The organism is Rhizobium sp. IY2 (genome assembly GCF_047532935.1).
GTDB classification, from domain to species: domain Bacteria; phylum Pseudomonadota; class Alphaproteobacteria; order Rhizobiales; family Rhizobiaceae; genus Rhizobium; species Rhizobium anhuiense.
This window is the reverse complement of sequence record NZ_JBLKNU010000001.1, coordinates 381,684-396,048: the sequence shown is the minus strand read 5'-3', so window position 1 is coordinate 396,048 and position 14,365 is coordinate 381,684. Positions and strand designations below refer to the sequence as shown.

Sequence of the window (14,365 nt, the reverse complement as noted above, 5' to 3'; positions counted from 1 at the left end):
CGGAGGTCTGCCAGCGTCAACAACACTTCGCTCACAGAAAGGTAAAGGTCAGCGCATAGCTGCGGCTCTCGCCTGGCGCCAGCATGTTGAACTCACCGGCTGCCTCGAGCTCGTCGCGCAGCACCCAGCGATGCGACACCGGCTCGATGCCGATGATATGGGCCGGCGGCTTCTGGTTCCGCCAGACCTGAAGATAGGGCAGCGTGTCGGCGCGGAAACGCACGCTGAGCGTCCTGCCGCCGATTGCGGCGATCGGCCCGAGGCGGACCTCCGCGAAACCTTCCTCCACCGCCGGCGCCGCGACGCAGAAGATGCCGCCCGGCTCCTCGCCGAATGCCCAGGGGAAACCACCATTCTCCAGCATCCGGCCTTCGAGCCGCGTGCCGTCGTCCAGCCATTTGCCGCCAACGTTCATGTGATACATCAGGAAGGTCGGCGCCGTCCGATCGCTGGTATTGACGACCCGGTCTTCGAGCAGCACCTCGCCCGTCGCCCCGTCGATCCGCCACAGCCGTTCGATGCGCTGCGGCAGTCCTTCGACAGTGGTGATGTCGATATCGGCGCGACATTCGGCATTGCCGTTCTCGAATTTCGTCCACAGCACCTTTGCCGCATGGCCAGAGGCCGATCCGTGCAGCGGATAGACTTTGCCGTCGCCCCGGTCGGGAATCGGCTGACGGTGGCGGATGTGATCCGGCCCGCAGGTAAAGAGGAAGCCTTCGAGCGAGTGATCGATTCGCGGATCGCCGTCGTCGGGAATGGCGCGTTTCGGCGCGATATCGACGCCGTCGACGATGCATCCGCCGATATCGAGCACCGATGTTTCGTCCAGCATCAGGCGCGGCCCGCTTGCGGCGGCAAATTCGATCATCACGGTCTCCTTGAGGAATTATCGGCCCGTAGCGTTAGGTTTCACGCCTCCATTCGTCAATCGCCGCCGCTCTCATCTTGTGTTTTTGCAGCAACCGTGGATTTTGCGGAACGGACACAAGGGCGCAAACGTTTATGAGTAAAAGGAAATCTTAGTGATTTTCATATTTTGTTCAGTACGCTTTCATAAATTCCACACTAGCGTCAAAATTCGCAGGTGTGTGTCTGCCAGTCACTGTTCGAGGTGTGAGACGTGAATCGCTTTTTGAAGTCGGCATTTTCGCTTGCGGCCGTGCTGGCAGCCATTGCGGCTGCAGCGCCGGAAGCAGGCGCGCAGCAATTCCGCGACCGCCGCCAGAGCGATGTCGTGCTCGTGACGCCGAGCGGCGAAATCCTCGATTATGTCCCGCGCGGCTATATCTACGCCCGCGACCGCAGCGGCAATCGTGTGTTGATCGACGACTACGGCAACGTCGTTGCCACCGAGATGCGCGCCCGCGGCTATTATCCGCCGCGACCCGGCCCGCGCGAAGTCTATAACGACCAGGGCGGCAACGACCCCTATTATTCCGACAACAATCCCTATGGCGATACGCGTTATTCCGAGCGCGGCGCCGTGACCGGCGGCGTTCCACGCGATGCCGCGATCGAACGGCAGCCGCTCGACGACCAGCCCTATCCTGATGACAACAGCATCGGCAATCCGCAGCCCGGCGACGACTACGCCTCGATCGACCCCGACCAGCAGATCCCGCCTGCCGATCAGCCGAAGGCCGCACCCGAAGAGCCCGTCATCACGCTGAAGAACAAGTCGAAGCCGGAGATCGTCGCGCTGCAGGTCTTCCTCGATCGCGCCGGCATCTCCCCCGGCGTCATCGACGGCCATATGGGCTCGAACGTCACCAAGGGCATCTATGCCTATGACCAGATGACCGGGTCGAAGCTCGATCCCAACGACACCGATGCCATTCTCGAAGAGCTGCGCTTGAACGGCGGCCTGCCCGTCGTCAGCTACACGATCACGCCGGCCGATGCCGCCGGTCCCTTCGTCGCCCAGATCCCGGAAGATTATTCGCAGAAGGCGCTGCTGCCGTCGCTTGCCTATACCTCGACCACCGAAATGCTGGCCGAGCGCTTCCATATGGATGAAGCCTTCCTCAAGGAGATGAACCCCGGCGCCGATTTCAGCGTTCCAGGCACGGTGATCAAGGTCGTCAATCCCGGCGAGCCGAAGACCGGTGAAGTCGCTCGCATCATCGCCGACAAGGGCCGCAAGCAGGTCTTCGCCTATGACGGCGCCGGCAATCTCCTCGCCGCCTATCCGGCATCGATCGGCTCCACCGACACTCCCTCTCCGTCGGGCTTGGTAAATGTCGAGCGTGTCGCCCTCAATCCCGGTTACACCTATAATCCGAAGATCAATTTCCAACAGGGCGCAAACGACAAGATCCTCAACATCCCGCCCGGCCCGAACGGCCCCGTCGGCACCGTCTGGATGGCGCTTTCCAAGCCCACCTACGGCATCCACGGCACGCCCGAGCCTTCGAAGATCGGCCGCACCCAGAGCCACGGCTGCATCCGACTGACCAACTGGGATGCCACCGAGCTGGCCAAGATGGTCAAGCCGGGCGTCACGGTCGAATTCGTCGATTGAGCCGCTTCATTTCGCTGATAGAAAAGGCCGCCGGATCGCTCCGGCGGCCTTTTCGTTTCATCACGGGGAAATCAGGCCGCCGAGCGGACCAGCGGGTTTCCCATGCGGGCGGAGGCGGTCAGCCTGACCGGCAGCTTGCGCATCATTTCCTCGGCAAAACAGGTGGCGTTTTCACGCGCCTTGTCGAGATTGCTGACGCGCGTGGGGTCGATCGTGTGCAGCGTGCCGCCACAGTCGAAGATGTCGCGGAAGGCGGAGCGTTCGATAATTGCGGTGTCCAGCACCGGCACATGCCGTTCGCTGAGTAGCGACTTGACGAGTTGCAGCGCCCGCGTCGTCACCATCGAGTTGACGCGGGTGAGCACCACCGAATGGCCGATCTTGATGCCGGCCTTCTCGTCCAGATATTGCAGCAGCTCGAGCACCTGCGCGCCGCCGCGTGCATCCATCGCACAGCCCTGGATCGGGATCAGCACATGGTCGGAAAGGCCGACGGCTGTCGCAAGCAGCGGATTGCGCGCACCCGGCAGGTCGACGATGAAATAGTCGGTATTGTGCTTGTTCTCGCTGATATGCTGCGGCAGCGAGGCGGTGGTCACGAAATCGATCACCGAAAGATTGGGAACATGACCCGATATTTCGTGCCAGCGCGAAATCCAGTGCTGCGGATCGGCGTCGAGAATGGTGACGCGATAGCCTTTGCGGGCAAGCTCGGTGGCGAGCAGGAGAACAGCGGTCGTCTTGCCGGCGCCGCCCTTGGTATTTGCGAATGTGATGACAGGCATGTTCGGTCCTCGGAAGGAGATGGTGCGAGCCGGAATCGCTCTTTTACGCACCCTCGGGAGCATCGTGCGGTTAATCCATCCTTTCTAATCATGGTTAACAAATTCCAAACACGCGCGGCGAAATTGCAGCCGGTATTTTTCACATCCCTAAAATTGGGGATGCCGCCGGAATGAAAAAAGGCCGGAGAACCAAGGTTTTCCGGCCAGTCAGTTGGTCCGCTCGTATTGTCAGAAGCAGTCCTTGAACAGAGTTTTGGTATTTTCGAGCGTCATTGCGACCGGGTTGCCGCCGGCGCTCGGATCTTCGATCGCCATGGCCGACAATTCATCGATACGATCAGGCGCGATTCCCATCGCCGACAGCGTCTCCGGCACCCCGAGTTCGGAGCGGAGCTTCAGCACATAGTCGTAAAAGCCGTCGAAACCGCCCGAAATGCCGAGATAGGCGGCGGCGCGGCCGATCTTCTCCTCGATCGCCTTGCGATTGAAGCGCAGCACTGCCGGCATCACCACGGCGTTGGTCATGCCGTGATGGGTGTTGTAGACGGCGCCGATCGGGTGCGACAGCGCGTGGATGGCGCCGAGCCCCTTCTGGAAGGCAACCGCGCCCATGGCGGCCGCAGACATCATATTGGCACGGGCTTCGAGGTCTGTGCCTTCCCTATAGGCGCGCGGCAGGAACTCCTTGACGAGCCGCATGCCTTCGAGCGCGATGCCGGCCGACATCGGGTGATAGAAGGGCGAGGAATAAGCCTCCAGGCAATGGGCAAAGGCGTCCATGCCCGTGCCGGCCGTGATGATCTTCGGCATGCCGACCGTCAGTTCCGGATCGGAGATGACGACGCCAGGCAGGAACTTCGGATGGAAGATGATCTTCTTCACATGGGTTTCGGAATTGGTGATGACGCTGGCACGCCCGACTTCCGAACCGGTGCCGGCCGTTGTCGGCACCGCGACGATCGGGGCGATGCCCTCGAGGCTCGCACGCGTCCACCAGTCGCCAATATCTTCGAAGTCCCAGACCGGCCGCGTCTGACCGGCCATGAAGGCGACGCACTTGCCGAGATCGAGGCCGGAGCCGCCGCCGAAGGCGACAACACCGTCATGTCCGCCGTCCTTGAAAGCCTTGACGCCGGCGTCGAGGTTCTTCTCATTGGGGTTCGGATCGACATCGGCGAAGATCGCCCGGCCGAGACCGGCATCTTCGAGGATATCGAGCGCAGTCTTGGTGATCGCCATCGAGGCGAGGCCGCGGTCGGTGACGAGCAGTGGCTTCTTGATGCCGAGGCTCTTGCAGGCGTCGGCCAGTTCCGTGATGCGGCCCCGGCCGAGCTTGACCGACGTCGGGTAGCTCCAGTTTGCGGTGATGTTGCTGCTCATGCTGTGACCTTCTTCAGATGGAAAGATTTCGGACGCGTCAGATTTTGGAAGCCGATGATCGACAGCGAGCCACCGCGGCCGGTCTCCTTGACGCCGGTCCAGCAAAGCGCCGGGTCGAGATAATCCGCGCGGTTCATGAAAACGGTGCCGGTTTCGATTTCGCGGCCGAGCCGCGCTGCCCGCTCGACATCCCTGGTCCAGAGCGAGGCCGTCAGCCCGTACTGGCTGTCGTTCATTAAAGCGAGTGCCTCCTCGTCGCTCTTCACCTTCATGATGCCGACTGCCGGACCGAACGTCTCTTCGCGCATGAAGGCCATGGAGTGGTCGACATTGACGAGGATCTGCGGTGCGAGATAGGCGCCGCCGTCATCCTGAGGGAAAAGCCTGGAATCGACAAGCGCCTTGGCGCCCTTGGAAACCGCGTCAGCAATCTGCTCGCGCACCACCTTGGCGAAGCGCTTATTTGCCATCGGCCCGAGCGACGTATCGGGATCGAGCGGATTGCCGAGCTTGTAGTTCGACACCCAGGCAACCGATTTCTCGACGAAAGCGTCATAGAGCGATTCATGCACATAGATACGCTCGATGCCGCAGCAGCACTGGCCGGAATTGTAGGTCGCGCCGTCCATCAGTGTATCGACGGCCGCCTCGAGATCGGCGTCTTCCATGACATAACCCGGATCCTTGCCGCCGAGTTCGAGACCGAGGCCGGTGAAGGTGCCGGCGGCGGCCCGCTCCATCGACCGCCCGCCTTCGACCGATCCGGTGAAATTGACGAAATTGAAGCTGCCGGCGGCAATTAGCGCCGATGTGGTCTCATGGTCGAGAAAGACGTTCTGGAACACATCCTCGGGAACGCCGGCCTCGATGAAAGCCTGGACCAGCCGTTCACCGACAAGAAGCGTCTGCGAGGCATGTTTCAGCACCACGGTATTGCCGGCCATCAACGCCGGCGCGATCGTGTTGATCGCCGTCATATAGGGATAGTTCCATGGCGCGACGACGAAGACGACGCCATGTGCTTCGCGCTCGATGCGGCGCTCGAAACGCTCGCTCTCCTCGACCACGAGAGGCGCCAGCGCATCCGCCGCGATGGAGGCGACATAATTGGAGCGCTCGTTAAAGCCTTTGTATTCGCCGCCATACTTGACCGGCCGGCCCATCTGCCAGGCAAGCTCCGGGACGACGACATCAGACATCTCATTCAGCCGCGCAGCACCCTTCAGCACCAGCTGCACGCGCTCTTCGAGCGGCCGTTTCGCCCAGGCTTTCTGCGCCTTGCGGGCGCGCGCCACCACGTCCTTGGCGGCATCGAGAGAAAGTGCGGCGCGTTCGGCATAGACCGACCCGTCAACCGGTGAAATGCATTGGATCATTGCCATGATCGATTTCCGTCCTCGTATTGATCAAAAATTTCGTCGAGGGCCATAGCCCCTCATCCGCCTGCCGGCACCTTCTCCCCGCTCGCGGGGAGAAGGGAATACACAGCACCGTTTTCCCCAACCGCAAACCCCGCACAGGGCACGTCCCCTCTCCCCGCAAGCGGGGGTCCGAAGGACGGGTCGAGACCAGTGGCTCGACCCCGGCAAGGGTTAGGGTGAGGGGCAAGCCGCCTCTGATTGCCTATTAAGCTCTTTCGAAACCGCGCGCCACTTCCCAGTCGGTGATACGACGATCGTATTCTTCCTGCTCCCATTCGGCAGTACGGGTGTAATGGTCGATCACGTCGTCGCCGAAGGCTTTGCGCAGCATTGCCGATTCCGTCATCTCAATCGTGGCTGCGCGCAGCGTGCGCGGGATTTCGCGGACACCCTTGCCGCCATAGGCGTCGCCGACGAAGGGGGCTTCGAGCTCCAGCTTGTTCTCGATGCCGTCAATGCCGGCCGCAAGCAGCGCGGCGAAGGCGAGATAGGGATTGAGATCGGAGCCGCCGACGCGGCACTCGATACGGATTCCCTTGGTCTCCTCGCCGCAGAGCCGATAGCCGGCGGTACGGTTGTCCTTGCTCCAGATCGCCTTGGTCGGCGCAAAGGTACCGGCCATGAAGCGCTTGTAGGAGTTGATGTAGGGCGCCAGGAAATAGGTGATCTCGCTCGCATGGGCGAGAAGCCCGGCGACGTAATTGTGCATCAGCGGCGACATGCCATATTTGCCGGTATGGTCGAAGAAAAGCGGCTTCTCCTCCAGGCTCCAGAGCGACTGGTGGATGTGCGAGGAACTGCCGGCGGCGTTGTAGTTCCACTTGGCGAGGAATGTGATGGCCTTGCCCTTCGACCAGGCGATCTCCTTGCAGCCGTTCTTGATGATCGCGTGCCGGTCGGCCATGGCGAGCGCATCGGCGTAGCGCACGTTGATCTCTTCCTGGCCGGCCGAAGCCTCGCCCTTGGAGTTCTCGACCGGGATGCCGGCGCCTTGCAGCCCGGTGCGGATCGCCCGCATCACCTCTTCCTCCTTGGTGGTCTGGAAGATGTGGTAGTCCTCGTTATAGGCGCTGGCGAGCTTGAGGTTGCGGTAGCCCGAGGCCTGTGCCGCCTCATAGGTCTGGTCGAACAGGAAAAACTCGAGTTCGGAGGCCATATAGGCCTTCATGCCCATATCTTCGAGGCGCTTCACCTGCTTCTTCAGGATCGCGCGCGGCGAGTGGGCGACCTCCTCATGCGTATGATGGTCGAGCACGTCGCAGAGCACCAGCGCGGTGCCTTCGAGCCAGGGAATGCGGCGCAGCGTCGCCAGATCCGGCTTCATGGTGTAGTCGCCGTAACCCTTCTCCCAACTCGTCGCCTTGTAGCCGGAGACCGTCTCCATCTCCATGTCCGTGGCAATCAGGTAGTTGCAGCTGTGCGTTTCCTTCCAGGCGCTCTCGATGAAATACTCCGCCTGGAACCGCTTGCCCATCAGCCGGCCCTGCATGTCCACCTGGCAGGCCAGAACCGTGTCGATGCGCCCTTCGGCAACATCCTTCCTGAGATCGTCGATCGTGTAGCTGCTCATGATTGATCCGCCTGAATTGGGATTGAGAAAATCGGGGCAACGAAATCGCATACGCTCGGCCGGACCTCCCAGCCCGATGCCTTTTCGTTGAACCGGTGATGGGGCCGCAGGATGCGGCCCCGCCATTTGAGAGGGAAGCCTCGATGCTTACTTTTCGCCGCTCTCGCCGACCGCCGCTTCGGCGGCCGCGATCTCGGCCTGACGCTTTGCCACTTCGGCGCCGATCGGCGGCCCCTTGAAGCGCCGGCTTTCGAAGCCGAACCAGACGATCCCGGTGACCACGAGGAAGCCGACGGTGATATAGAGCGCCCATTCATTCGGAGGTTGAATGCCGAGAATGAAGATCAGGATCATCGCGATGATCGTCAGCACGGCAAAGAGCTTGAAGACGCCTTCGCCGAGATTCCACGGACCCATCTTGTCCCACTTCGATGTACCCCAGGCGAAGAGGCCGAGCGTGATCGGAATCGCGAAGGAGAAGAACAGGAAGATGACGGTGCACGAGACGACGATCGTGTAGACCGGCGTGTCGCCGATCGAAACGAGCGAAGAGCCCCAGACGAACAGGACCGATAAGATCGAGCCTGTCCAGATCGCAGCTACCGGCGTGCGGTACTGCGGGCTGACCTTCGACAATGCCTTCGATGCCGGCAGACCGCCGTCACGCGAGAAGGCGAAGATCATGCGAGAGACCGAGGTGACGGTCGCAAGACCGCACAGCCACTGGCTGACCAGGATGGCGAGGTAGAGAATGTCCTTGACGATCGGGTTGACCTGGCTGTCCATCGCCCAGAAGAACACGTTCCAGCCCTGCTTTGCCGCATCGTCCATGTTCGGCAGCATCAGGACGAAGGCGCACAGCATGATATAACCGAAAAGCGCCGACCACAGCACCGACGCGACCATGCCGCGCGGGACCGATTCAGCAGCCTTGACGGTCTCTTCCGACGTATGCGCGGAGGCGTCATAGCCGGTGATGGTGTAGATCGGCAGCAGCAGACCGAGCAGGAAGACCCAGGTACCCGAGGTGGAGGGCCAGACGTTACCGCCGACTTCGCCGGAATAATTGGCGAAGGTGAAGAGACGGCCGAATTCATACGAGGGTGCCGCGAGAAGGCAGACGACTGCCAGCGCAATCGAGCTCGCGAAGATGAGATAGCCCGAAAAGTCGGTCAGCTTCGCTGTCAGCCCGATGCCCATGTGGTTCACGAGCGCCTGCGCACCGGTGATGATGACGAGGAAGACGATGCGTACTACCGTCGAATCCGTCAGCCCGAGATAGGTGGTGCCGAAGGAGCCCATGAAGAAATAGTAGGTGCCGACATTGATGGCGCCGAGCACGGTGACGAGCCCGAGCAGGTTGAACCATGCGGTCAGCCAGCCGGTGAAGCGGTTGCCGAGGATCGAACCCCAGTGATAGAGCCCACCGGCCGTCGGATAGGCGGAGCTGATCTGCGCCATGGCAACGGCGAAGACCAGCGAGATGAAGCACCCGACCGGCCAGCCGATGCCGATGGCCGCTCCGCCGGCACCGGAGGTCGCCTGCGCCAGCGAATTGATGCCGCCGGACAGAATGCAGATGATGGAGAATGATACGGCAAAATTCGAGAACGAGCTCATGCGTCGTTCGAGTTCCTGGGCATAGCCCATGGAATGCAGGATGTGCACATCCTGCTTCTTGTCCAGTTCGGTATAATCCGACATGACTTCCCCCTGTTCACGATCGGCCGCGGGATTGCGGGCCGGTTCAGTGCCAATTGTCCGCGGCATTTGCGCCGTACAGACGTTCGCAGTTAGACTGCTCCCTCGGGTCTTTTTATTGGGCGTCCAGGCTTTGCTGGAGCAGCCCCTTTAGATAGTCGGCCATGACCCTTTGGCCGGCATCGTTTGCGATGAGATCGTTTCGGACCTCGATCATAACATTGCGAATCCCGTTCGAAAGCCCGTGCAGGATCAGCGTGTGGGTTACGCCATCCTCGGGTCCGTAAGGCTCGTTGCGTTCCGTCCTGAAGAGCGGTGCCTCAGCGGCAGCTTTCAGCATGCCGTCGGCCAGCCGACTGTCCTTGTCGTGCAATATGCCGAGTTCGACGGCCCGCTCGCGGCCGTGATAGACCGGCGTGAAACTGTGCATCGTCACGATGATGCTGTCTTGGCCCCGCGCCCGACGGTCACGGATCAATCCACGAACGGCATCGTGAAAAGGCACGTAGAGCGCCTCGGTGCGCGCCAGCCGCTCTTCCGCGGTCAAATCCTTGTTACCGGGAATGGCATAGATCTCGCTTGTCTCGGGCATCGCCCCCGGCGAGCTGGGTGGGCGGTTGCAATCATAGATCAACCGTGAAAACCGCTGATAGATGAGCGTCGCGTCAAGGGCGTCGGATAGGATGCGGGCAACCGCAAGTGCGCCTGGATCCCAAGCAATATGGCTGGAGAGCGCTTCACGCGAAAGACCGAGATCACCGAAACGTTCAGGAAGAGTGCTGGAGGCATGCTCACAGACGAAGAGCACCGGGCTCCCGCCACGGATGCGCTCGATCCCGACGCAGTCGCCGTCCGCTTCGCTGAGGATGTTCGGTCGAGCCAGCACCAAAAGCGCCACTCCTTATCCATTAATAAATTCTTATAAGAAAAGAATTCTTCAGGTTTCGATGACTGTCAAGCATCGACTGAAAATTTCTTTTCATGACAGTAGTTGACATGGATTATGACAGCGTTGTTAACTTTGAGTGGGAAAGTGGCGCCAGACCATCCCGGGGAGCATAGTTACGTGACAGTTGCGTCGAAGACGGTTTCGGACGTCATACATTCGCATTTGGGGGTGCTGACGCGCGCCGAGAAGCAGTTGGCCGAAAGCCTTCTCGACAATTATCCGGTTTCCGGTCTCGGCAGCATCACCACGATCGCCGAGAATGCCGGCGTCTCGACGCCGACCGTCGTGCGCATGGTGCAGAAACTCGGCTTCAAGGGCTATCCGGACTTTCAGGCGCATCTGCATCAGGAGGTCGAGGCGACGATCTCGAACCCCATCGCCAAGCACGATCGCTGGGCGCAGAACGCGCCGGGCACCCATATCCTCAATCGCTTTGCCGATGCCATCATGGGCAATCTGCGCCAGACGCTGACCGATCTCGACACCGCGACTTTCGACAGCGTCGCCTCGCTGCTCTCCGACCGCAAACGCGGCCTCTATTTCGTCGGCGGCCGCATCACCGGCGCGCTTGCCGAGTATTTCTTCACCCACATGCAGGTGATCCGGCCAGCAACGACGCTGCTGTCGTCGAATTCCAGCAGCTGGCCGCAATATGTCCTCAACATGAATGCCGGCGACATCCTGATCATCTTCGACATCCGCCGCTACGAGCAGGAAATGGTGAGCCTTGCCACCGCCGCCCGCAAACGCGGCGCCGAGATCGTCGTCTTCACCGACCAGTGGGGCTCGCCCGCGGCCAAGCTCGCCAGACATACCTTCCGCGTCCGGATCGAAGCGCCATCGGCCTGGGATTCCTCCGTCGTCACCCTGTTCATCGTCGAAGCGCTGATCGAGGCCGTTCAGAATTCGACCTGGGACGAGACGAAGGAGCGCATGAAGACGCTGGAAGGCCTGTTTGAGCAGACCAGGCTTTTCCGTAAACCGGGTTAGGAGGACAAGACTAAACAGAAGAAAGACAATGACGGATTTTCACGGAAACAGACCGCGCTGTCGCAAATAGAATATTTGTCGCAAAGGCCTGATATTCAGGGTGAAATGAACGTCATCCAAACGTCATACAAGCTTCATGTAAGCTCATTAACAGCATCGCCAGACACTGAAAACCCGAAGGAGAACAACAGTGATCTCTAACATTTCTCGACTGCTGTCGCTTTCTACTGCGATGATCGTGGCTTCGACCGCGATTGCCGCCGCTGAGCCGAGCGCTGAACTCATCGCCGCCGCCAAGAAGGAAGGCACCCTGACGACCATCGCACTTCCGCACGACTGGTGCGGCTACGGCGACGTCATTGCCGGCTTCAAGGCCAAATACGGTCTTGAGGTCAACGAACTGAACCCGGATGCCGGCTCCGGCGACGAAATCGAAGCGATCAAGGCCAACAAGGGCAATACCGGCCCGCAGGCTCCTGACGTCATCGACGTCGGCCTCTCCTTTGGCCCGTCCGCTAAGAAAGACGGCCTGATCCAGCCTTATAAGGTCTCTACCTGGGATTCCATCCCGGATACCGCCAAGGACGCCGAAGGCTATTGGTATGGCGACTATTACGGCGTTCTCTCGTTCCTCGTGAACAAGGATCTCGTCAAGGAATCGCCGGCCGATTGGCCCGATCTGAAAAAGAGCGACTACGCAAACAGCGTCGCGCTGGCAGGCGACCCGCGCACGGCCAACCAGGCTGTCCAGGGCGTCTATGCCGCCGGTCTTTCCGCATCTGGCGGTGACGCAGCCAAGGCAGGTGAAGAAGGTCTGAAGTTCTTCGCCGAGCTCAACAAGAACGGCAATTTCGTGCCGGTCGTCGGCAAGGCTGCTCCCTTCGCGCAGGGCTCCACGCCGATCATCGTCGCCTGGGACTACAACGCGATGTCCTGGGGCGAAGGCCTGAAGGGCAATCCTCCGTTCGAGGTTGTCGTTCCGAAGACCGGCGTCGTTGCCGGCGTTTACGTTCAGGCGATTTCTGCCTTCGCTCCGCACCCGAACGCTGCCAAGCTCTGGATGGAATACCTCTATTCCGACGAAGGTCAGCTCGGCTGGCTGAAGGGCTATTGCCACCCGATCCGCTTCAACGATCTTGCCAAGAACAACAAGATCCCGAAGGAATTGCTCGACAAGCTGCCGCCGGCAGCGGCCTACGAAAAGGCCGTCTTCCCGACGCTCGAAGAGCAGGCCGCCGGCAAGGAAGCCATCACCAAGAACTGGGATTCCGTCGTCGGCGCCAACGTCAAGTAATCTCTGATCCTGCCTCCCCGCCGCAAGGCGGGGAGGTTTTGTTACTCCGACGCCCCAGGATGAGCTTTTCCATGAGCACCGTTTCTACGCCGATGGCGAGCAGTGCCCCCTTGATCAACAAAGACCGTGTGATCGACTGGCTGGGCATTGCACCCTTCATCATTTTCTCCCTGCTATTCCTGATCATCCCCACGCTCTATCTTGTGGCGGGCGCATTCCTGACGCCCGAGGGCGATTTCACGCTGAAGAATATCGGCGATCTCTTTACGCCATCGATCATGAGCGCTTACTGGATCAGTATCCGCGTCTCGGTCGCCTCCGCTCTCGGCGGCGCGCTGATCGGCTTCTTCCTCGCCTGGGCCGTCGTGCTCGGCGGCCTGCCCGCCTCCGTGCGCTCGACGCTGCTGACCTTCTCCGGCGTCGCCTCGAATTTCGCCGGCGTGCCGCTCGCCTTCGCCTTTCTCGCAACGCTCGGCCGTACCGGCCTTGTGACGATCTTCCTGCGCGAATGGTTCGGCTTCAATCTCTACGGCACCGGTTTCAACCTGCTCTCCTTCTTTGGCCTCACCATCACCTACATGTATTTCCAGATCCCGCTGATGGTGCTGATCCTGACGCCGGCCCTCGACGGCATGAAGAAGGAATGGCGCGAGGCATCGCAGATCCTCGGCGCCACCAACCGCCAATATTGGACGATGGTTGCCCTTCCGATCCTCTGGCCGAGCCTGCTTGGCACGACGCTGCTGCTTTTCGCCAATGCCTTCGGCGCCATCGCCACCGCCTTTGCGCTGACCGGCAGCTCGCTGAACATCGTGCCGATCCTGCTTTATGCGCAGATCCGCGGCGACGTTCTGCACAATGCCAACCTCGGCTACGCCATCGCGCTCGGCATGATCGTCATTACAGGCGTCTCCAACGTCCTTTATCTCATGCTGCGCATGCGCGCCGAACGGTGGCAGAAATGAAAGCTCAACGTCTTGGGGCCTGGATCGCCGTCATCCTGGGCGCATCCTATTTCGTCATTCCGTTGATCGGCACGATCGAATTTTCGCTGCGCATGCGCCGCGGCGAATACAGCCTCGATGCCTATGAGTCGGTCTTCTCAGACATTCAGTTCCGCGAGACCTTCGGCTATTCCATGCTGATGGCGTTATTCACCATCGTCTTCGGCATGCTGCTCGTCGTGCCGACGGCCTATTGGGTGCGGCTGCGCCTGCCGCAGATGCGTCCCGTCGTCGAATTCATCACGCTGCTGCCGCTTGTCATTCCGGCGATCGTCATCGTCTTCGGTTACCTCAGGATGTATAATTCGTCGTCCTACCTGCCCCTGACGGGTTCGACGACCGGCACCAACGCCCTGCTGGTCTTCTCCTATATCACGCTGTCCCTGCCCTACATGTACCGCGCCGTCGATACCGCGATGCGCGCCATCGACGTCCGCACGCTGACGGAAGCGGCCGAAAGTCTCGGCGCCCGCTGGACGACCATCATGTTCAGGTGCATTTTCCCCAACGTCATGAGCGGCGTGCTCTCCGGCGCCTTCATCACGCTGGCAATCGTCATGGGCGAATTCACCTTCGCCGCGCTGCTCAACCGTCCGGCTTTCGGTCCCTATCTGCAGCTCGTCGGTGCAAACAAGGCCTATGAGCCTTCGGCGCTCGCCGTCATCGCCTTCTCGATCACCTGGCTCAGCATGGGCCTGCTCAACCTCGTTTCCCGCTTCGGTAAAGCCCGCCCGGCAAAGGCTTAAG

The 14,365-nt window shown here is 60.7% G+C and carries 12 protein-coding genes; 5 read left to right on the top strand and 7 right to left on the bottom strand.

All coding sequences use genetic code 11. The features are described from left to right. Positions 1-31: 31 nt before the first annotated feature. Positions 32-871 carry an aldose 1-epimerase family protein gene (locus tag ACMUVN_RS01870; RefSeq protein WP_414814849.1) on the bottom strand — a complete coding sequence of 280 codons (840 nt, stop codon included), beginning with the start codon at positions 869-871 and terminating at the stop codon, positions 32-34. Positions 872-1,123: 252 nt separating this feature from the next. Here ACMUVN_RS01870 and ACMUVN_RS01865 point away from each other — a divergent pair, with 252 nt between their 5' ends. Next, positions 1,124-2,524, top strand: a complete 1,401-nt coding sequence (locus ACMUVN_RS01865; protein WP_029867942.1) for a L,D-transpeptidase — start codon at positions 1,124-1,126, stop codon at positions 2,522-2,524. A gap of 71 nt (positions 2,525-2,595) precedes the next feature. Here ACMUVN_RS01865 and ACMUVN_RS01860 read toward each other — a convergent pair whose 3' ends face one another. The 6 genes from ACMUVN_RS01860 to ACMUVN_RS01835 form a co-directional block, all read right to left on the bottom strand. Next, positions 2,596-3,309 (bottom strand): ParA family protein, encoded by a 714-nt coding sequence (locus tag ACMUVN_RS01860; RefSeq protein ID WP_028755818.1) that lies wholly within the window; start codon positions 3,307-3,309, stop codon positions 2,596-2,598. 228 nt (positions 3,310-3,537) lie between these two features. After that, entirely contained in the window at positions 3,538-4,689 is a 1,152-nt protein-coding gene (locus tag ACMUVN_RS01855) for an iron-containing alcohol dehydrogenase (RefSeq protein WP_029867941.1), read from the bottom strand. Further along, positions 4,686-6,071 carry an aldehyde dehydrogenase family protein gene (locus ACMUVN_RS01850; protein WP_414814848.1) on the bottom strand — a complete coding sequence of 462 codons (1,386 nt, stop codon included), beginning with the start codon at positions 6,069-6,071 and terminating at the stop codon, positions 4,686-4,688. Before ACMUVN_RS01850 ends, ACMUVN_RS01855 begins: the two co-directional genes overlap by 4 nt. A gap of 244 nt (positions 6,072-6,315) precedes the next feature. Continuing rightward, positions 6,316-7,680, bottom strand: a complete 1,365-nt coding sequence (locus ACMUVN_RS01845) for a glutamine synthetase family protein (protein ID WP_028755815.1) — start codon at positions 7,678-7,680, stop codon at positions 6,316-6,318. A gap of 147 nt (positions 7,681-7,827) precedes the next feature. Next, entirely contained in the window at positions 7,828-9,384 is a 1,557-nt protein-coding gene (locus tag ACMUVN_RS01840; RefSeq protein WP_028755814.1) for an amino acid permease, read from the bottom strand. Positions 9,385-9,496: 112 nt separating this feature from the next. Continuing rightward, the gene (locus ACMUVN_RS01835) at positions 9,497-10,270 is read right to left on the bottom strand and encodes an N-formylglutamate amidohydrolase (RefSeq protein WP_028755813.1); all 774 of its coding nucleotides are present in this window, start codon (positions 10,268-10,270) and stop codon (positions 9,497-9,499) included. A 177-nt stretch (positions 10,271-10,447) separates the two neighbouring features. On the opposite strand from ACMUVN_RS01835, the gene ACMUVN_RS01830 reads away from it, so the two are divergent. The 4 genes from ACMUVN_RS01830 (at position 10,448) to ACMUVN_RS01815 (ending at position 14,364) form a co-directional block, all read left to right on the top strand. After that, the gene (locus ACMUVN_RS01830; protein WP_028755812.1) at positions 10,448-11,320 is read left to right on the top strand and encodes a MurR/RpiR family transcriptional regulator; all 873 of its coding nucleotides are present in this window, start codon (positions 10,448-10,450) and stop codon (positions 11,318-11,320) included. 190 nt (positions 11,321-11,510) lie between these two features. Next, positions 11,511-12,614: an ABC transporter substrate-binding protein gene (locus tag ACMUVN_RS01825; RefSeq protein WP_028755811.1), complete on the top strand. Its 1,104-nt coding sequence runs from the start codon at positions 11,511-11,513 to the stop codon at positions 12,612-12,614. Positions 12,615-12,685: 71 nt separating this feature from the next. Beyond that, the gene (locus tag ACMUVN_RS01820) at positions 12,686-13,579 is read left to right on the top strand and encodes an ABC transporter permease (RefSeq protein WP_028755810.1); all 894 of its coding nucleotides are present in this window, start codon (positions 12,686-12,688) and stop codon (positions 13,577-13,579) included. Further along, entirely contained in the window at positions 13,576-14,364 is a 789-nt protein-coding gene (locus ACMUVN_RS01815) for an ABC transporter permease (RefSeq protein WP_029867940.1), read from the top strand. The genes ACMUVN_RS01820 and ACMUVN_RS01815 overlap by 4 nt, the downstream gene beginning before the upstream one ends. Position 14,365 lies beyond the last annotated feature (1 nt).